The organism is Cupriavidus sp. 05L411 (genome assembly GCF_056398045.1).
This window is the reverse complement of sequence record NZ_JBFTOQ010000002.1, coordinates 311,229-330,291: the sequence shown is the minus strand read 5'-3', so window position 1 is coordinate 330,291 and position 19,063 is coordinate 311,229. Positions and strand designations below refer to the sequence as shown.

Here is a 19,063-nt window from a genome sequence, read left to right as displayed (position 1 = left end):
GGGGCCGGCATGATCTGGCTGCGCAAGATCGCCCTGATCCTCCACCTGCTGCGCGGCCTCCTGACCTGCGCGGTGCTGTTCCCCTGGCTCGGCGTAGAGTCGCGGCAATCGCATATCCGGCGCTGGTCGCGCCGGTTGCTGCGGATCTGTGGGGTGACGCTCGAGGTGCAAGGCCTGCAGCCGGGGCAGGCCATGCCGCATGGCGCGATGGTGGTGTCCAACCATATTTCATGGCTGGATATCTACGTCATCAATAGCTGGCAGCCCGTGCGCTTCGTCGCCAAATCCGAGATCCGCGACTGGCCGGTGATCGGCTGGCTGTGCGGGCAGACCGGCACCATCTTCATCGAACGCGCGCGCAAGCGCGACGCGCATCGCGTGCTGCACGCCATTACCGACGTGATGCTGCAGGGCGACCTGGTCTGCGTGTTCCCGGAAGGCACAACCACGGATGGCAGCAGCGTGCTGCCGTTCCACGCCAACCTGATGCAAGCGCCGATATCGGGCGGGCTGCCGGTGCAGCCGGTCGGGCTGGCTTACCTGGATGCCGCGACGGGCCAGCCGACGCTGGCGCCAGCCTATATTGGCGACCTGAGCCTGCTGGAAACGCTCGATGCGATCCTGCGGGCGCCGCCGATCACCGCCAGGCTATGCTTTGCGCCAGCCCTCACCGCCACCAGCGCCAGCCGGCGCGACCTGGCCGAGGCGGCTCGCGCGGTAGTGAGCCATCTGAGCCAGGGCGCGCAACAGCACGCAGTGGAACTCGCGGCGCGCGTGAACGAAGGGCGCGAGAGCGAGCAATCCTTCAACGAAGGCGACGTGAGCGCGGATTCTCCCGCGCCGGCAGCCTGATCGGCTCAGGCCAGCGGATCGCAGTACTGCGGGCACTCCACCTGAATCAGTGTGCGATCAGCCAGATCCGCCGCCAAGCGCGCGGCGGTGAGCTTGCCACCCCAGACACATCCAGTATCCAGCGCCATCAGGTTGGGGCGCATCACCAATCCGAGCGTGGACCAATGCCCGCACACCACCGTGGTGTCTTCGGTGCGCCGTCCGGGCACATCGAACCAGGGCATGAAGCCGGCCGGCGTGCTGCCGGGGCCTTCCTTGGTCTTGAGGTCCATCACGCCGTCGGCGTTGCAAAAGCGCAGGCGGGTCAGGGCGTTGATCACGACACGGTGACGCTCGATGCCCCGCAAGGCCGGGTCCCACCGGTCCGCCGCATTACCGAAGATGTCGGCCAGGAACGCCTTCCAGCCCGGGCCGCGCAGTTCACGCTCGACTTCCGCCGCCAGCGCCATTGTCTGCTCTGTGGTCCATTGCGGAAGCACGCCCGCGTGCACGAGCAGGAAGCCGTCTTCGTGGATGGCCAGGGGGCGATGCCTTAGCCAAGTGAGTAATTCATCGCAATCTGGCGCTTCGAGGATATCGGCCAAAGTGTCGCTGCGGCCGCTTTTACGCACGCCGGCGGCCACAGCCAGCAGGTGGATGTCGTGGTTGCCGAGCACGGCTTCGGCGCGTTCGCCAAGCTGGCGGACGGTTCGCAGCGTGCGTGCGGAGGCAGGGCCGCGGTTGACTAGGTCACCTACGAAGCGAAGTTCGGCTTTCGACTGTAGCCGCTCGGTCAGAGCAAGGAGCGACTCGTTGCAACCCTGAAGGTCTCCGATCGCGTAATTTTCTCGTGTCGCCTTTCTATCGGCCATTGTTGAGAAGGAAGCCGTTTGTCGTTGAGCTCATGTTCAATCGAGTTTAGTTGGGATGATGGGCAAGCACCGAGCTGCAGTGCCGGGATCAGCCAGGAACGTAGATCGCTTCGGATAGAATACTGCCCCTTGGGGTAGGTAAACGATTCTGCCGTTTCACTGGCGGCTAGGCGAGGCCCCTTCAGAATATGAGTCAAATATTAAACGAGGCGCGGCGTTGTCGCATATTCACGTTATGGATGAGTGGCATTTTGGGCCGCATAGGGGATTTGCCTACGGATTCCAGATGCGCGAGGGCACGGCTGTGCTGTACAAGGCAACGGATCTCTACCGCCCCGAGATGTTGCATTCGCTGGGATGATGCAACGATCGGCGTGACATTGGTGTGCCGTTGATCACGACCCCGTCGAAGGTCGGGGTGCCATTGGCGATGGCTGAGGTGTTTTGAATTTGTGACGGAGGCGGCGCAACTCGACGTCGGCCTCCCCTGGTCTTGGTCGCGACGTTGATGCTGCAAAAGCGGCATGCGATGCCGTAAAGAGGAGCGACGTTTGAAGAAAATTGCCATCCTTCAGTCCAATTACATCCCTTGGAAGGGATACTTCGACATGATTGCCGCAGTGGATGAGTTCATCCTCTATGACGATATGCAGTACACCCGGCGTGACTGGCGTAATCGTAATCAGATCAAAACGCCGCAGGGTGTGCAGTGGCTCACGGTCCCGGTTCAAGTCAAGGGAAAGTACGATCAAAAAATCAGGGAAACCGAGATCGACGGCAACGGCTGGACTCTGGCTCATTGGAAAACACTGGAGCAAAACTACCGCCGTGCCCCGCACTTTGATGAAATCAAAGAATGGCTCGAACCGCTTTATTTGGCTGGGTCCTATACACATCTGTCGCAACTGAATCGTCTATTCATCGAAGCAGTATGCAACTACTTGGGAATCAGGACAGTTATAAAAAATTCGTGGGACTACGTAGTCCGTGACGGAAAAACGGAACGCTTGGCTGATCTTTGCGTTCAGGCCGGAGGTACTGAGTATATTTCAGGTCCTGCGGCTAAGGGTTACATTGAAGAGAACGTATTCTGCGAAATGGGTGTCAAGCTATCCTGGTTTGATTATTCCGGATATCAAGAGTATCCACAGCTTTGGGGTGAGTTTACCCATGGGGTGACGATTCTCGACTTGTTGTTCAACTGCGGCAATGAGGCACACCGCTACATGAGGTATGTTCGTTCATGAAGCTTTCTATTGTTGCCACGCTTTATCAGTCGGCTCCGTACATTAGCGAGTTCTATCAACGGACAAGTGCCGCCGCCAGGCAGTTTGCGGGCGACGATTACGAAATTATCTTGGTAAATGACGGATCGCCAGATAACAGCCTAGATCTTGCCGTTGGATTGAGCAAATCGGATCCGCATATTGTGGTCATTGACTTGTCGCGGAACTTTGGCCATCACAAAGCCATGATGACGGGCCTTGCGAGCACCAGAGGCCAAAGTATATTCCTGATCGACAGCGATCTGGAGGAGGAGCCGGAGTGGCTCGACAGCTTCCAGAGGCAAATGGATGCCGAGATGAGCGACGTGGTTTATGGTGTCCAGGGCAAGCGCAAAGGCGGGTTCTTCGAGCGTATAACTGGCGCGTTGTTTTATCGTACGTTTCGATTTCTTACTGGAATAAACCAACCCAATAACATAGTCACCGCGAGACTCATGTCGCGGCGATACGTCGACGCGCTGCTCCTGCATCGGGAACGCGAGCTAAATATTGGTGGCCTGTGGATTGTGACAGGTTTCAATCAGTGCCAGCAACTTGTTCGGAAACACTCGACTAGCCCAACGACCTACTCGCTCTCACGCAAATTTGGCCATCTCGTCAATGCTGTAACGTCCTTCAGTAGCCTGCCGTTGGTATTTACCTTCTACTCGGGTCTATTCATCTCGATTTCTGCACTGGGCTATATTTTTTATCTTGCGGTCAGATACTTCTTTGTTGCTTCGCCGCCAGGTGGTTACACTTCTATAATAGCATCAATATGGCTTTTTTCCGGGCTGATTATATTTTTTCTGGGTGTCCAGGGCATATATATATCAAAGGTGTTTTCCGAAGTGAAGCAGCGGCCGTATTCGATAGTTCGGCAGATCTATAGAGGTTCTCAAGAGGAGGATTTCCTGAAATGACGGTGATGAAATCTGTCCCAGAGGCGGCTTACGGAATCCTTCTGCGGAATCAGTGTGACTCCGCACTTGATGAGGCCGTCGAGCAAGTTCGGAATCTTGGCTACGCGGTGCTGAATTCGGGTTATTCAGACGTCGAATTGCAAGCTATATCTGATCAATTTGACAGTGCTAGGGAGCGCTACGTTGATGCCTACGGTGAAGCTAAGCTCAGAAGCATCGACGAGTATCACTCCGTCCGTTCGCCACTCACGCACGGCGGAGGAGTATTTTTGAATCTCGCGATGAATGGGAATTTGCTTTCTGTCCTCAAAAAGCTGATTCCCGGGAAATTCATCCTTAATCAGCAGAATTGCGTGATTAATCCGCCGCAAGAGAATTATAATCAAGGGGCGTGGCATCGGGATCTGCCTTATCAGCATTTTGTTTCCACTCAGCCAATTGCTATTAATGCCCTGTTTTGTGTCGATGATTTCACATCGGAGAATGGTGCGACATTTGTGCTTCCCGCGTCGCACAAAGCTGAGGCGTTTCCTTCTGCGGCTTATATCCGGAAAAATGCTGTTCAGGTTGAAGCAGAAGCAGGATCATTCCTGTTGCTCGATTGCATGCTATTTCATGCGGGTGGGTTCAACAGATCGCAGTCGGTGAGGCGGGCAGTGAATCACGTCTACAATATTCCATATTTCAAACAGCAGATCAATATTCCAAATAATATGCAGGGTGCGGATCTTTCGCCGGAAGTGAAGGAAATATTGGGGTTCGATTATATGGAGCCTGCTTCCATTGCTGACTACCTTTCGACGCGAGAGGCGAAAAAATATTGACGCTCGTGCATCAATCCAATCAATAGGTGTAAGGTGGTATGGTTTTGGGACTCAGTGCGCACTCCGTTCGGATTTTTAGGGAAGAAATAATATGAAAGTGTTGCCACCTGGTACTTTACTTCAACTAATGTATCTGCGGGAACGCTTGCGCCGGATTCCTCCAGGGAGATTTATCGAAATAGGACCTGGTAGCGGCGAAATAACGCGCCTGTTGTTGGATCATGGTTGGTCCGGGTGCTCATACGAGCTTGAGGCGAGAACGGTAGTATCATTAAAGCTCCGCTTTGAAAAGGAGATTTCTGAGCGGCGTTTCATGGCGATCAATGAGGATTATCTCTCATCTCAAGTTTCCGAAGAGGTCGATCTAGTGATTTCATGTATGGTCATGGAGCATCTAGAGAACGACAAGCAATCTGCCTTCATGAGAAAGTCCTCAACTCACCTGAAGCCGGACGGGATCATGATCGCACTGGTTCCCGCCTCGCCGGCGCACTGGGGTATTGAGGATGATATCGCGGGACACTGCAGGCGCTATACCCGGGCAACGGTTCGGGACTTGGTCGTTGCCAATGACTGGCGACTGCTGCACATTGCTGGTTTGACGTTTCCCATTTCAAACTTGTTGTTGCCAGTCTCCAATTTCCTGGTGAGCAGGGGTGAAAGACAGAAGCTCGCACTGTCGTCCCTGGAACGCACCAAGGAGTCGGGGAGGCGTTCGGTGAAATACAAAACGCACTTCCCGGTGATACTTGGGCTATTGCTTAACAAGTACACACTCTTACCGTGGCATATCCTCCAAAAGCTATGTGCACAGTCAGACCGTGCGCTGGTGCTTTTCTTCGAAGCCCGGCCCTGCGCCGCCGCTGAGAATGCATGACCGGCATTGCCGGTAACTCTTCTGAAAATGTGGCCATGAAAAAGCGTTTGGTTATCTTCGGCATTGGTGATGCAGCCCAGTTGGCACACTACTATTTCACCACGGATTCGCAATATGAAGTAGTTGCCTTCACGATTGATGCCGCCTATCTGACAGACAGCACCCTCTGTGGTCTTCCGGTCATTGCTTTCGAGGAAATTCTCAAGCAATACGGACCGGAGGAGCATGATTTGTTTGTGGCACTTGGTTATTCCAAGCTCAATGCGGTACGTAGAGGGAAATACGTAGAAGCCAAGGCACTAGGTTATCGGTTAGCCAGTTTCATTAGTTCCAGGGCAACGGTACTTAATGCGGGGAAAATTGGGGAGAACTGTTTTATCTTTGAGGATAATACTATTCAGCCATTTGTAACCATTGGGAATAACGTCACTTTGTGGAGTGGAAATCACATTGGTCATCACTCAGTCATCAAGGACCACTGCTTTATCGCTTCCCATGTGGTGATTTCCGGAAGGGTTGAGGTTGGAGAGCAGTGTTTCATCGGGGTCAATGCGACCTTGCGTGATCACATCAGGATCGGGGAAAGATGCGTGATTGGTGCCGGTGCTTTGATGCTGAGCGACGCAGAGTCAGAAGGGGTCTACATGGGTATGGCTACAGAACGTTCGAGAGTGCCTAGCACCAAGCTTCGAAAGATCTAGGAGAGCAGAATGCAATGGCAAAAATTGGGACTGCTGTATTGCCCGGAGGGAGTTCACCCTAAATTGTTGACGCACGCAGCGAACCCGTTGCCCATCTTGCTGGACGGCGATGTTTATCGTGTGTTCTATAGTGGGCGGGACGAAAAGAACCGTTCGTCGGTCGGTTTTGTTGACGTGGATATCCTGAAGAGGGAGATCGTGTACGTTCACGACCGGCCTGTCTTTGAGCATGGCGAGGAGAATTCGTTCTACTCCCATGGTGTGAGCATTGGGAATTGGTACGAATCGAATGGAGAGCGATATATCCTCTTCATGGGATGGCAGTGTCCCCCTGATGCGCACTGGGTGGGGGAAATAGGGCGTCTTGCGCTTGGCAGCGATTGGTCCTTGAGTCTTGATGGCAATTTGCCCTATATGGCTCTCGACAATGTTGACCCGGTCAGTTTGTCTTATCCTTGGGTATTACGGGAGAATGATGGTTCCTATCGGATGTGGTACGGCTCGACCGTGACCTGGGATGCTGGTAATGGCGAGATGCTTCATGTAATAAATCAGGCAAGGTCATCAGACGCCCAGTGCTGGGAGAAGGAAGGCCTGGCAGTTCCATATGAATTGAATCTGGCGCAAGCATTCTCGCGTCCAACTGTGGTTGGCAGTGCCAGCGAGGGTTACCACATGTGGTTTTCATATCGCAGTGGAGACAAGACGACCTATCGTATCGGATACGCGACAAGTAAAGATGGCGGCCAGTGGTTGCTGCGTCTGGAGGATGTGGGAATAGGTGTCTCGGCATCCGGCTGGGACTCCGAGATGATCGAGTACCCATTTGTTTTTGCCCACAAAGGGCAATGGTTTATGCTTTACAATGGAAACGGCTATGGAAGAACTGGCTTCGGACTTGCCGTCCGCAACTAAACATAAAAGAAAAATAGGTCTAGCTTTTTTCCGGTATATCCTCGTCGGCCTGTTTAGTAATGCATGCGGATACGGTTTATATTTGGCTGTCACATGGCTGGGGGTCCGGCCGATGGTGGCTATGTCAACTCTCTATTCCGTTGGGGCTGCACTGGGATTCCTAGGTAATCGCCGGTGGGCCTTTGCTCATGATGGAAAGGCATTGCCAAGCCTGATTCGCTATTGGCTGACTCACTCCATTGGCTATGGCCTTAATTTCTCTATGCTTTATTTTTTTGCTGGTCGGCTGGGCTATCCACATCAGTTGGTTCAGGCAGCAGCGGTCTTCATTGTTGCGGGTTTCCTCTTCTTGATGTTCAATTATTTTGTTTTTCCACAATCAAAGGCAACTTCTCTATCATGATTGCCTGCCCTCAATGCAATGGACTCTATCCATCCGAACATCAGGGTTGTCCGGCGTGTGGTTTTATCCCCGAAACGGTGAATGGATTTCCTGCTTGGGCTGCCGAGTTAAGTAGGGCAGGGGGCGGCTTCAAGGCGGAGTATTTTGGTCAGCTGGTGCGCCTCGAGGAAGGGAATTTCTGGTTTCGGTCGCGAAATGAACTGATAATTTGGGCGCTAAGAAAATATTTTCCTGGTCTTGAGTCTTTTCTAGAAGTGGGTTGCGGGACGGGATTCGTGCTTTCCGGCGTTTCACGGGCATTCCCCGACGCCCGCGTCGTTGGAAGCGAGATTTTCTCGGACGGCCTTGCTTTCGCAGCGGCTCGCGTCAATAGGGCGCAGTTTTTGCAGATGGACGCACGCCGTATTCCATACGTCGACGAATTCGATCTGGTCGCAGCCTTCGACGTCATCGAGCACATTGATGAGGATGAGGTTGTCTTGGAGAATCTTTGCCGGGCGATCAGGCCGGGTGGCGGGCTGTTGATCACTGTGCCACAGCATCAGTGGCTGTGGAGCGCGGCTGATACGTACGCTTGTCATGTCCGCCGTTACTCGGCTCAGGATATTCTTGAAAAACTTGTTCGCGCCGGATTTGAAATCATTCGCACGACTTCATTTATGTCGCTTTTGTTACCTGCGATGCTATTTTCCCGGCAACGTGCAGGATCCCCTGAGGATTTTGATCCGCTTGCCGAGTTCGAGATCAGTTCGACGCTCAATTGGACCTTGAAGGCGATCTTGAGCCTGGAACGTCAGCTTATCCGGCTGGGTGTGAATTACCCGGTTGGTGGTTCGCGTTTGGTGATAGCAAGGAAGGGAGGCGCATCCGTATGAGGATGAGGAATGCCGGATTGTGAACGAGAACGGCAATTGCCGACCGAGGGTCGGATTTTTCCCCCTATGCTTATGTATTCCCATTATTTATGGGTTCACTGCCGGGCATTCAGTTAGTTAGTGCTGTTCCTTGTTGGTAACGAGAGGTGATCTGTGCCGATTTTGTAGTCGGGTTTCGAAAAGGTGCGGTTTCGCTGATCATTTGGGCTGCTGCTTTCATTTTTTTAGGCTGCGAGCGGCGATGAAGGGTCAATATAAAAAGCAACTTCAGTCTTGAGATCATTACCGCCGGACAATCTTTAAAATCAGYCATCCTAGCCAATATCGTGGCAGTAGAACCCACCAAAATTCTCCTGATATGAAAAACCAGACTCACATTCCGTTCAACCGGCCCTATATGACGGGGAAAGAGTTGTATTACATCGCTGAGGCCCATTTCAATGGCTCTCTTGCGGGAGATGGGCCATTTACTAAGAGATGTCATTCGTGGATCGAAGAGAGGACTGGGTGTGCAAGAGCACTGCTGTCCCACTCATGTACGGCGGCATTGGAGATGGCGGCGATGCTTATGAACGTGCGGCCCGGTGACGAGATCATTATGCCTTCCCACACCTTTGTGTCGACAGCAAATGCTTTCGTGCTGAGGGGCGGCGTGCCAGTCTTTGTCGATGTCCGTGAAGACACACTGAACCTGGATGAACGTTTGATCGAGGCTGCCATCACACCTCGAACGCGGGGGATTGCTCCCGTCCACTACGCCGGCGTGGCCTGTGAAATGGACGCGATTATGGCTGTCGCCAAGCGTCATGGTCTTATGGTGGTGGAAGATGCTGCGCAGGGTGTCATGGCTAGCTACAAGGGGCGGGCTCTAGGTAGCATTGGGGATCTCGGAACCTACAGCTTCCATGAAACGAAGAATGTTATTTCGGGTGAAGGTGGTGCATTGCTGATTAATGATCCACAGTTGTCCGTCCGGGCCGAGATCATTCGGGAAAAAGGCACCGACCGCAGCCGTTTCTTTCGGGGGGAAGTGGATAAATATACGTGGCAGGAGGTCGGCTCGTCTTTTCTTCCGAGCGAACTGACAGCCGCGTTTCTATGGGCGCAACTCGAGGAGGCCGAGTCATTGACTGCGCGCCGGTTGAGACTTTGGGATGCCTACCATGAGCAACTGGCCCAGCTTGAGGCCACTGGTTGTCTGCGGCGGCCGATTATCCCTGCGGAGTGTGCTCACAACGCACACATGTACTACGTCCTACTCGAGCCAGGAATTGACCGTCAAAAGGTGCTGGAGCGGCTGAAAGCACGCGGCATTAACGCTGTATTTCATTACGTGCCGCTGCACTCAGCTCCCGGTGGCATGCAGTATGGACGTCAGCATGGCTCGCTGAGTGTCACAGACAGCATCGCGAGCCGCTTGATCCGCTTGCCGCTGTGGATCGGGCTTACGCTGGAGCAACAGAGCTTTATCGTCTCCGTTATCTCGGAGGCACTCGACCAAGGCTGAACGGCGCGCGTGTCCCGAGCCAAGCCTTTGGTTGCCCGGTGCCGGAACGCCTCCCATTGTTCTGGCGTGTCACCCGGGTGCCATTTGTGGTTGCGAGGATCGATGCGCGCAACACTGCTGTGCGGTGAAACGTGTTCCGACTCGCGCCCAGCCGCTCCTTGAGCGCGGAGCTTCTCCTGCACGTAGCCCAGTTGTCACAGCAATTGCCTTGACGGCATGGCGCGGCGGGTCAATGCTGCCGCCAGCAATGAGCGAGCCTTCGGCGAGGTGAGAGGGTACAGATTCGCCGGCGGTGGCTGCCACGCCGTATGCCTGCCTTTGCACGGCAACTGTCTCAGGCAAGAGGGGTGCAGTATTGTGGGCAGTCCATCCGGATCAGCGAGCGCTGCGCCGAATTCGGCACCGGCCGCGCCACCGTGAGCTTGCCGCCCCAGACGCATCCCGTGTCCAGCGCCATGAGGTTGGGGTGTATCACCAGTCCAAGCGTGGACCGGTGCTAGCAAACCACGGTGGTGCCCTCGACCCACTGGCAGAGGACGGCGAACCAGGGCATTTAGTCCGTCGACGTGCTGCCGGGACTTTCCTTGCTCTTCAGGTCCATCACCCCGTCCGTGCTGTAAAGGCGCAGGCGGGTGATGGCGTTCAGCACGACGCAGTGGTGTTCGATGCCGTGCAAGGCCGGGTCCCATTTGTCCGCCGCGTTGCCAAGATGTCTGCCAGGAACGCGCTCCAGCCCCGGCCGGCAGTTCACGCTCGACTTCCGCTGCCAGCGCCATTGGCTGCTCCGCGGTCCATTGCGGCAGTACACCGGCGTGCGTGAGCAACAAGCCGTTTTCATGGATAGTCAGGGCCCGGTACCGCATTTAAGTGCTCAAAAGAGCATAAATATAGGCTTCCAGGACATTCTCTAGGGTTTCACCACGCCTACGGGCACCAGGTGGATGTCGTGGTTGCACAGCCCCCGCTTCGGCGCGCGCACCAAACTGGCGGACGGTTCGCGGCGTGTGTGCGGAAGCTGGACCCCGCTTCACCATGTCGCCGACGAGCATGATTGGCAGTCTGCGGGTAGGCGCCGCGAGATGAGATCGTCACGAGAGCCGGCGCAACCGTGGAGGCTGCCAATGGTAAAATGATGCTTATGGGGCACATAATGGCGCGTGTAAATGTCGTGACAGTGCGGTCAGTTTCCGATTTTGGAAGAGCGCTGACATTGCAATGCACGGTATTGGAACGTTACAACAGGCTACAAAAAGATGGGCGTTCAGGTTAAACGGGTGCCTCCTGTCGGATAGAATACCGCCACTTCTGCAGGCACTTAACATCGCCGTCCATTTTGGACCAGGCGGAGGCTTGGCACTGGCCAGGTTCTCAAAGATCTATTAGATAGGCAGGGAGCACTGGTCTTGTCCCACATACTTGTCACTGGTGGCGCCGGTTTCATTGGCGCCAATTTCGTTCTTGACTGGCTGCGCGAGGACGGATCGGACGCGGTCGTCAACGTCGACAAGCTGACTTATGCCGGCAACCTGGAATCTCTCGCCTCGTTGAAGGGGAGCAAACGTCATATATTTTCGCGTACCGACGTATGCGATCGTGTGGCGCTGGATCGTCTTTTTTCGGAATACAGGCCGCGCGCGGTGATCCACTTTGCGGCTGAAAGCCATGTCGATCGCTCGATTGAGGGGCCGGGCGGGTTTATTCAGACCAATGTCGTTGGCACCTTCACATTGCTCGAGGCCGCTCGCACCTACTGGAGCGGTCTGGAAGCCTCAGGGCGCGAAGCCTTCCGCTTCCTGCATATCTCCACAGACGAGGTATTCGGTTCCCTGCAGCCCAGTGACCCGGCATTCACCGAATGCACCGCCTATGCGCCCAACAGCCCGTATTCGGCAACCAAGGCAGCGGCAGACCATCTGGTCCGCGCTTACCATCATACCTACGGCCTGCCGGTCCTCACCACCAACTGCTCGAACAATTACGGCCCCTATCATTTTCCCGAGAAGCTGATCCCGCTCGTTTTGACAAAGGCGCTGGCCGGCGAGCCGCTGCCCGTGTATGGCGACGGTCTGAATGTGCGGGATTGGCTCTATGTTGGCGATCACTGTGCGGCCGTTCGGGCTGTGCTCGCCAAGGGCCGGGTGGGGGAAACCTATAACGTCGGCGGCAGTAACACCAGGACGAATCTTGACGTCGTGCACACGCTATGCGATCTGCTCGACGAGCTTCGCCCGAAGGCGACGGGCTCGTATCGGCAGCAGATTACCTTCGTCGCCGATCGTCCCGGCCATGACCGGCGCTATGCGGTCGATTCACGAAAGCTCCAGACGGAACTGGGCTGGACATGCAAGGAAACCTTCGAGACAGGACTGCGCAAGACAGTCCAGTGGTATCTCGATAACCAGGCGTGGGTTGCAAATGTGATGTCTGGTGAGTACCGAAAGGGGCGGGATGAGTGAAATGCCGGATCAGGCGCGTCGCATTCCCATCCTTCTTGTAACAGGAAGCAACGGCCAGGTCGGTTTCGAACTGCGGCGCTCTCTGAGCCCTCTTGGGCACGTCATTGCGACGGACCGGGCTGCATGCGATCTGTCGTGCCCCGATGAAATTCGTCGCGTCATGCGGGAATACTGCCCCGATGTGATCGTTAATGCTGCAGCCTATACCGGAATGGACAAGGCGGAAAGCGACATTGAAAGCGCTTACGCCGTAAATGCCGCTGCGGTGGGTGTCCTTGCCGAGGAGGCGCGGGCTTTCGGTAGCCTGCTGGTGCATTATTCGACTGACTGTGTTTTTGATGGTCGTCAGGCGACACCGTATGTGGAAACCGATGCGGTCAATCCCATATCCGTCTACGGTAAGAGCAAGCTGGCTGGCGAGCAAGCCATAGCCCATGTGAGCCCCGCGGCACTGATACTTCGGACGTCCTGGGTGGCGGGGGGGCATGGCAACAATTTTGCCAAAACGATGCTGCGGCTTGGCGACACGCAAGCGATGCTGCGCGTGGTTGCAGATCGCTTTGGCGCGCCCACCGGCGCCGCGCTAATCGCCGACGTGACGGCGCAGATTGTCGCGCGAGCGTGGCTCCATGGCGACCGCGGTGTTTTTTCACCTGGCATCTATCACCTCGCAGCCGCTGGTGAGACCAGTTGGCATGGCTACGCCAGTGAAGTTCTGCGTTACGCCGCGGCGCATGGCGTGGCGCTCAAGACGGACCCGGACCGGATCCAGGCGATCGCCGCAAGTGAATTCCCGTCGGTCGCGCCGCGCCCGGCCAGTGCGCGACTGGATACGACCAAGCTACGCCAGACGTTTGGTATCTACCTGCCGGACTGGCGGCAGGGGGTGCATCACTTGCTGGATCAGATAATTGCCTAAGCAGGCCATCATGCGCAATGAATTCTCCTCTGACCCCGATTCAAGCGTGCTGCCTGGCGTCGCGAGAAACCTTGGCGAGCAACGGCGGCGCATGCCGCTAGCGGCAAAGGAGGGTGACCAGCCATGCGTTTGAAGGCGACGCCGACCGCATTGCCGGAGGTCCTGGTCCTCGAGCCGGCAGTCTTCGAGGACGAGCGTGGATTTCTTTTTGAGAGCTTTAGTGCTCGGAATTTCGAACTCGCCACAGGCTTTAGCGGCACATTTGTTCAAGAAAACCACAGTCGGTCCGTTAAGGGGGTGCTTCGCGGGCTGCATTACCAGTTGAAAAGCCCACAGGGAAAACTGATTCGGGTTGTGTCGGGCGAAGTTTTTGATGTGGCGGTGGATTTGCGCCGACAATCGCCTCGTTTCGGCCAGTGGGCAGGTATCCGGCTGTCAGGCGAGAGCCATCGCCAACTCTGGATACCGCCGGGATTTGCCCACGGGTTTCTTGTGCTGTCGGAACAGGCGGAAGTGCTTTATAGGTTATCTGAGTATTGGAGCCAGCAGGACGAGCGTACCATTGCCTGGAACGACCCGCAGCTTGGTATTGCGTGGCCGCTCCAGGGCCAGTTGATCCAGTCGGACAAAGATCGGAACGGCGCTTCTCTTGTCGAGGCGGAAACCTTCCCTTAGTTCACGAACGGTCCGTGCGCTTCGTGCACTGGCTGGTTTCCTGCCAACCAAGTGACGGTCCAACGTGACAACTAAACAATAACTCAATGATGCTGCTTAAGAAAATTTCCGAGATGTCGCGCCAGAAGAAGATTCTTCTGATGTTGGTGCTCGACTTCTTCCTGCTGCCGCTTTCCCTCTGGTCGGCGGTCGGCTTGCGGACGGATCATTGGGCTGTCAGTTCACAGTACCCGATCAGTCTGTATTTCGTCACCTCCTTGGTGGCCATCCCGGTTTTTATCAAATTGGGCTTGTACCGCTCGGTAGTGCGTTACATGGAGGACCGGGCCATCCTGACCATTGTTATCGCGGTCACCATTTCGATCGGGATGTTCGGTTCGCTGATCTTCTTCCTGGGCCTGTCCAACGTCCCGCGTGGTGCGCTCCTGATCTACTGGCTGCTGGCCATCGTCTATATCGTGTGCAGCAGGTTCTTTGTGCGGGCAGCATTCAGGATGTTGCCGTCCTTTGGCCGCCACGGCCAGAAGGTCATCATCTATGGCGCGGGCGATGCCGGGCGGCAGCTCGCTGTTGCCCTGGGCGTGGGCTCGGACTACGAGCCAATGGCATTCGTGGATGACGACATAAAGAAGCGCGGGCTCAGCATCGCGGGCATCAAGGTTCACGGCGCCGATGAACTGCCCGAACTGGTAAGGCGCCTTGCGATCCACCAGGTGCTGATCGCAATTCCGTCCGCTTCGCGCAGCCGTCGCATCGAAATCGTGAATGCGCTAGAGCCGCTCGCGGTCGAGGTGCGGGCCGTGCCCGGCATGGCGGAAATGGTTTCCGGCGAGGTGCGCCTGGATGACGTGCGCGAGGTGGAGATCGACGAACTGCTGGGGCGTGACGTGGTTGCCCCGAACATGAAGCTGTTGATGGAGAACATTGCTGGCAAGAGCGTCATGGTCACTGGTGCCGGTGGTTCCATCGGCTCCGAGCTGTGCCGGCAAATCATCAAGAACAAGCCCGCGCGTCTTGTCTTGTATGAGCAGTCCGAATTTGCCTTGTACGCCCTTGAGTACGAACTGCAGCAGACTGTCGCAGAGAAAGAGCTCCAGATAGAACTGGTGCCGGTACTTGGCTCGGTGCAGAACGGCGAGCGGGTCTTCGGCATCATGTCGCGCTACGGGGTGCAGACCATCTACCATGCGGCTGCCTACAAGCACGTGCCCATCGTCGAGTTCAATATGACCGAGGGCATATTGAACAACACGGTCGGTACCCGGATCACTGCGGAGGCAGCGATCCGTGCCAACGTCGAAGCGTTCGTGTTGATCTCCACCGACAAGGCTGTGCGGCCGACCAATGTCATGGGGGCGAGCAAGCGGATGGCGGAATTGTGCCTGCAGGCGTTCGCGCAGGATCCGAGCGTGCGCACCCGTTTCAGCATTGTCCGCTTTGGCAATGTGCTCGGTTCGAGCGGCTCGGTGGTGCCACTGTTCAGGACCCAGATTGCCGCGGGGGGGCCCGTGACGGTGACGCACCCGGATATCATCCGGTACTTCATGACCATTCCCGAGGCCGCCCAGCTTGTCATCCAGGCGGGGGCGATGGGCGGCGAAGGCGAAGTCTTTGTGCTCGATATGGGCCAGCCTGTCAAGATTGTCGATCTGGCCCGGCGCATGATCCACCTGAGCGGCTTCCAGGTAAAGGACGAGGCGAATCCTGACGGCGACATCGAGATCCAGTTCACCGGGCTGCGCCCCGGGGAGAAGCTGTACGAGGAGTTGTTGATCGGGGATGCCGTGAGCGGCACTGGCCACCCGCGCATCATGAAGGCAGACGAGTCCTTCCTGAGCCGTGAGCAGCTCGATGAAAAGATGAAGTGCCTCATCCAGGCTTCTGACTCCAACGACTGCGAAACCATCCGGACGATTCTTCTCGAATGCGTTTCAGGGTTTCGCCCGGACCGCGATATCAAGGACCACTTGCATGAAGAACCGGCTCCGCGTATTCGTCTCCTGCGCTGAGTACGCCCTCATGTCTGCATCGAAAACATCTCGGTTTGGTTTGCGACGGAGCCGGAGTGAACCAAGAGTGCAATGTACGATGAGGGTGGGCTACGTCCTCGCGCGGGGGCGACGACATGCGGATCACTGTGCGAGCTTTCTCAGCCTGCCTGCCAGTCAGGCTCTGGCGGCGGCTCAAGCCCGGGAAAATATGGCAAAATGTTGTCGTTTTGTATCCTGGGTCAACAAGTTTAAAAGTGATGGAGGCGTAACTCAGCTTTGCGCTCCGGCGCGGCTGCTCTTCCGGAGTGCCGATCTTGTCGGTGCGGCCCCCAGGCAGCAATGGATTCGCTCTGATCGAATGATCCCGGTCAGGCGGTATCGGCGAGGGGATTCAGGCTGTACCGGGGTTGCCCGCCAACTCCTGCGGGCTGGGCGGACGCACTGTAGTCTCCTTCCTTCCCATCCTCCCTATCCGGCGTGTAGCTCGCGTGCACGTCCGGGTGTATACATTCCGATCGATTCATGAGGTGTCGATACCCGATTGAGCATCGGAAGGTGTCTGTATTTTGCGATGAGTAGTTTTGTGCCGCTACCGACAATTTCTGGGACGTAGGGTTATGGCGCCGGAGGCCGGTGTGCTCTCCAACAATCGCTTGAATATGCAAATATTGGCTTGAGAAATGAGAATTACTATTATCGGTACCGGCTATGTCGGGCTTGTGACGGGCACCTGCCTTGCTGAGCTGGGCAACAACGTCTTCTGCGTAGATGTCGATGCTAAGAAAATCGATTTGCTGAACAACGGCGGCGTGCCTATCTATGAACCCGGCCTCAAGGCGCTGATTGACCGGAATCGTGCCGCGGGCCGGCTGAAGTTTTCGACGGATATTGCCGCCAGCGTTGCGCACGGCGATATCCAGTTTATCGCCGTCGGCACGCCGCCGGACGAAGACGGCTCCGCCGACCTGAAGTACGTGATCGAGGCCGCCCGGAACATCGGTCGTTACATGGATTCGTTCAAGGTTATCGTCGACAAATCCACCGTTCCGGTCGGAACGGCGGATAAGGTGAAGGCGGCGGTGGCGGAGGAGCTGAGCCAGCGTGGCTCCGCCCATCTTGACTGCGCGGTGGTCTCCAATCCCGAGTTCCTCAAGGAGGGTGCGGCGGTTGAGGATTTTATGCGTCCTGACCGGATAGTAGTCGGTGTCGCATCGGACGAAGCCGGGGAAAAGGCCAGGGCGATGATGCGGACACTGTATGCGCCGTTCAACCGCAACCATGAGCGCATGTACTTCATGGATGTGCGCTCGGCAGAGTTCACGAAGTATGCCGCCAACGCCATGCTTGCCACGCGTATCAGCTTCATGAACGAGTTGGCGAACCTGGCCGACCGGGTGGGCGCCGATATCGAGCTGGTGCGCCAGGGAATTGGCTCCGATCCCCGAATTGGCTATAGCTTTCTCTATGCGGGGATTGGCTATGGCGGCTCCTGCTTCCCGAAGGACGTGCAGGCGCTGGCGAAGACCGCGGCACAATTCGGCCAGTCGACGTATGTGCTGGATGCAGTCGAGAAGGTCAACCAGGCGCAAAAACGCGTGCTGGTCGACAAGGTGCTCGCTCGCTTCGGCAATGACATTGCCGGTAAGCGCTTTGCGGTCTGGGGGCTGGCATTCAAGCCGGAAACCGACGACATGCGTGAAGCGCCGAGCCGCATCATCATTCAGGAACTCCTGGGCCGCGGGGCGATCGTGCAGGCGCATGATCCCGTTGCAATGGAAGAGGCCCGCCGCGTGCTGGCCCAGGATCTCGCCGATCGTGACGGCGCTTTGGAGCATTTGCATTTCGTCGATCAGCCGGAGGGTGCGCTGGTGGGCGTGGATGCTTTGATTATCGTGACGGAGTGGAAGGCTTTCCGGAGTCCGGACTTCGACGCGATGCGTCGCGACATGAAGAATCCGCTCATTTTTGACGGCCGGAATCTCTTTGACCCCTCGTCGATGAAGAAACAAGGCTTCGAGTATTTCGGTATCGGCCGCTCATAAAATTTTGAACATGCGAAATTACAATTCCCGCCAGCGAATCCTGGTGACCGGCGGAGCCGGCTTTCTCGGTTCCCATTTGTGCGATCGCCTCATCGAGCAGGGCAATGAAGTGCTGTGCGTCGACAATCTCTTCACGGGCGCCAAGCAGAATATCGAACATCTGCTCAGCCATCCTCGTTTCGAGTTCATCCGCCACGACGTGACCTTCCCGTTGTTCGTGGAGGTCGACCAGATCTATAACCTGGCCTGCCCGGCGTCGCCTGTCCACTATCAGCACGATCCGGTGCAAACCACGAAGACGTCGGTGCATGGCGCCATCAACATGCTTGGCCTCGCCAAGCGGGTCGGCGCCAAGATCTTCCAGGCCTCGACCAGCGAAGTCTACGGCGACCCGGTCGTGCACCCGCAGCCCGAAGCCTATTGGGGAAACGTGAATCCCATTGGCATCCGCTCGTGCTACGACGAAGGCAAGCGATGCGCGGAAACCCTGTTTTTCGACTACCACCGCCAGCATGGGCTGGAGATCAAGGTTGCCCGGATCTTCAATACCTATGGTCCGCGGATGCACCAGAACGATGGCCGCGTGGTATCGAACTTCATCATGCAGGCGCTGCGCGGTGAGCCGATCACCGTGTTCGGGGAAGGCAAGCAGACGCGCTCGTTCTGCTTTGTCGATGACCTGATCGACGGCATTGTCGCCCTGATGAGCACGCCCAAGGACTTTACCGGCCCCATGAATCTGGGCAACCCGCACGAGATGACGATGCTCGAGCTGGCTAGCCACATCATCGAGCTGACAGGTTCACGTTCCACGATCGAGTTCAAGCCCTTGCCGTCCGACGATCCCACGCAGCGCCGTCCTGATACCCGTCTGGCCGAGGAAATGATCGGCTGGAACCCGTCGGTGCATTTCCGCGACGGCCTGAGCAAGACGGTCGATTACTTCAAGCGCTTTGTATAAGCAGCCCAGCTCATTTTTCAGAAGAG

General features: G+C 56.4%; 19 protein-coding genes. 16 read left to right on the top strand and 3 right to left on the bottom strand.

From position 1 onward, the window contains the following. Window positions 1-9 precede the first annotated feature (9 nt). Complete coding sequence (locus AC1DQR_RS03775) at window positions 10-852, top strand: lysophospholipid acyltransferase family protein (protein WP_477132550.1); 843 nt, start codon at window positions 10-12, stop codon at window positions 850-852. A 5-nt stretch (window positions 853-857) separates the two neighbouring features. Here the strand turns inward: AC1DQR_RS03775 and AC1DQR_RS03770 are convergent, their stop codons facing one another. After that, window positions 858-1,703, bottom strand: coding sequence for a symmetrical bis(5'-nucleosyl)-tetraphosphatase (locus AC1DQR_RS03770; RefSeq protein ID WP_477132549.1), 846 nt, complete (start codon window positions 1,701-1,703; stop codon window positions 858-860). A 524-nt stretch (window positions 1,704-2,227) separates the two neighbouring features. Between AC1DQR_RS03770 and AC1DQR_RS03765 the strand changes: the two genes are divergently transcribed. From AC1DQR_RS03765 to AC1DQR_RS03730, 8 genes are all read left to right on the top strand, one after another. Next, on the top strand, window positions 2,228-2,950 hold the full coding sequence (locus tag AC1DQR_RS03765) for a WbqC family protein (RefSeq protein WP_477132548.1): 723 nt from the start codon (window positions 2,228-2,230) through the stop codon (window positions 2,948-2,950). Next, window positions 2,947-3,891 (top strand): glycosyltransferase family 2 protein, encoded by a 945-nt coding sequence (locus AC1DQR_RS03760; RefSeq protein ID WP_416049432.1) that lies wholly within the window; start codon window positions 2,947-2,949, stop codon window positions 3,889-3,891. The genes AC1DQR_RS03765 and AC1DQR_RS03760 overlap by 4 nt, the downstream gene beginning before the upstream one ends. After that, window positions 3,888-4,715, top strand: coding sequence for a phytanoyl-CoA dioxygenase family protein (locus tag AC1DQR_RS03755; RefSeq protein ID WP_477132547.1), 828 nt, complete (start codon window positions 3,888-3,890; stop codon window positions 4,713-4,715). Before AC1DQR_RS03760 ends, AC1DQR_RS03755 begins: the two co-directional genes overlap by 4 nt. Before the next feature lie 91 nt (window positions 4,716-4,806). Next, a complete protein-coding gene (locus AC1DQR_RS03750) occupies window positions 4,807-5,592 on the top strand; it encodes a methyltransferase domain-containing protein (protein ID WP_477132546.1) in 786 nt (261 codons plus the stop codon). Then, window positions 5,589-6,293 carry an acetyltransferase gene (locus AC1DQR_RS03745; RefSeq protein ID WP_416049429.1) on the top strand — a complete coding sequence of 235 codons (705 nt, stop codon included), beginning with the start codon at window positions 5,589-5,591 and terminating at the stop codon, window positions 6,291-6,293. Before AC1DQR_RS03750 ends, AC1DQR_RS03745 begins: the two co-directional genes overlap by 4 nt. A 9-nt stretch (window positions 6,294-6,302) precedes the next feature. After that, on the top strand, window positions 6,303-7,208 hold the full coding sequence (locus AC1DQR_RS03740; protein WP_416049428.1) for a glycoside hydrolase family protein: 906 nt from the start codon (window positions 6,303-6,305) through the stop codon (window positions 7,206-7,208). Then, a complete protein-coding gene (locus AC1DQR_RS03735; RefSeq protein WP_477132545.1) occupies window positions 7,171-7,611 on the top strand; it encodes a GtrA family protein in 441 nt (146 codons plus the stop codon). Before AC1DQR_RS03740 ends, AC1DQR_RS03735 begins: the two co-directional genes overlap by 38 nt. Next, the gene (locus AC1DQR_RS03730) at window positions 7,608-8,486 is read left to right on the top strand and encodes a class I SAM-dependent methyltransferase (protein WP_416049426.1); all 879 of its coding nucleotides are present in this window, start codon (window positions 7,608-7,610) and stop codon (window positions 8,484-8,486) included. Before AC1DQR_RS03735 ends, AC1DQR_RS03730 begins: the two co-directional genes overlap by 4 nt. Before the next feature lie 109 nt (window positions 8,487-8,595). On the opposite strand, the gene AC1DQR_RS03725 is transcribed toward AC1DQR_RS03730, so the two are convergent. After that, a complete protein-coding gene (locus AC1DQR_RS03725; RefSeq protein WP_477132544.1) occupies window positions 8,596-8,829 on the bottom strand; it encodes a hypothetical protein in 234 nt (77 codons plus the stop codon). Window positions 8,830-8,844: 15 nt separating this feature from the next. Between AC1DQR_RS03725 and rffA the strand changes: the two genes are divergently transcribed. Continuing rightward, complete coding sequence (gene rffA / locus AC1DQR_RS03720; protein WP_477132543.1) at window positions 8,845-9,993, top strand: dTDP-4-amino-4,6-dideoxygalactose transaminase; 1,149 nt, start codon at window positions 8,845-8,847, stop codon at window positions 9,991-9,993. A gap of 553 nt (window positions 9,994-10,546) precedes the next feature. On the opposite strand, the gene AC1DQR_RS03715 is transcribed toward rffA, so the two are convergent. After that, the gene (locus AC1DQR_RS03715; RefSeq protein ID WP_477132542.1) at window positions 10,547-10,744 is read right to left on the bottom strand and encodes a hypothetical protein; all 198 of its coding nucleotides are present in this window, start codon (window positions 10,742-10,744) and stop codon (window positions 10,547-10,549) included. A gap of 652 nt (window positions 10,745-11,396) precedes the next feature. Between AC1DQR_RS03715 and rfbB the strand changes: the two genes are divergently transcribed. From rfbB to AC1DQR_RS03685, 6 genes are all read left to right on the top strand, one after another. Beyond that, on the top strand, window positions 11,397-12,449 hold the full coding sequence (rfbB, locus tag AC1DQR_RS03710; protein WP_477132541.1) for a dTDP-glucose 4,6-dehydratase: 1,053 nt from the start codon (window positions 11,397-11,399) through the stop codon (window positions 12,447-12,449). 1 nt (window position 12,450) lies between these two features. Next, window positions 12,451-13,368 (top strand): dTDP-4-dehydrorhamnose reductase, encoded by a 918-nt coding sequence (gene rfbD, locus AC1DQR_RS03705; protein WP_477132563.1) that lies wholly within the window; start codon window positions 12,451-12,453, stop codon window positions 13,366-13,368. A gap of 123 nt (window positions 13,369-13,491) precedes the next feature. Next, window positions 13,492-14,043, top strand: coding sequence for a dTDP-4-dehydrorhamnose 3,5-epimerase (gene rfbC / locus AC1DQR_RS03700; protein ID WP_416049422.1), 552 nt, complete (start codon window positions 13,492-13,494; stop codon window positions 14,041-14,043). Window positions 14,044-14,129: 86 nt separating this feature from the next. After that, window positions 14,130-16,052, top strand: coding sequence for a polysaccharide biosynthesis protein (locus AC1DQR_RS03695; RefSeq protein ID WP_477132540.1), 1,923 nt, complete (start codon window positions 14,130-14,132; stop codon window positions 16,050-16,052). Between the two features lie 662 nt (window positions 16,053-16,714). Further along, window positions 16,715-18,076, top strand: coding sequence for a UDP-glucose dehydrogenase family protein (locus AC1DQR_RS03690; RefSeq protein ID WP_416049420.1), 1,362 nt, complete (start codon window positions 16,715-16,717; stop codon window positions 18,074-18,076). 10 nt (window positions 18,077-18,086) lie between these two features. Beyond that, window positions 18,087-19,037 carry a UDP-glucuronic acid decarboxylase family protein gene (locus AC1DQR_RS03685; protein ID WP_416049419.1) on the top strand — a complete coding sequence of 317 codons (951 nt, stop codon included), beginning with the start codon at window positions 18,087-18,089 and terminating at the stop codon, window positions 19,035-19,037. Window positions 19,038-19,063 lie beyond the last annotated feature (26 nt).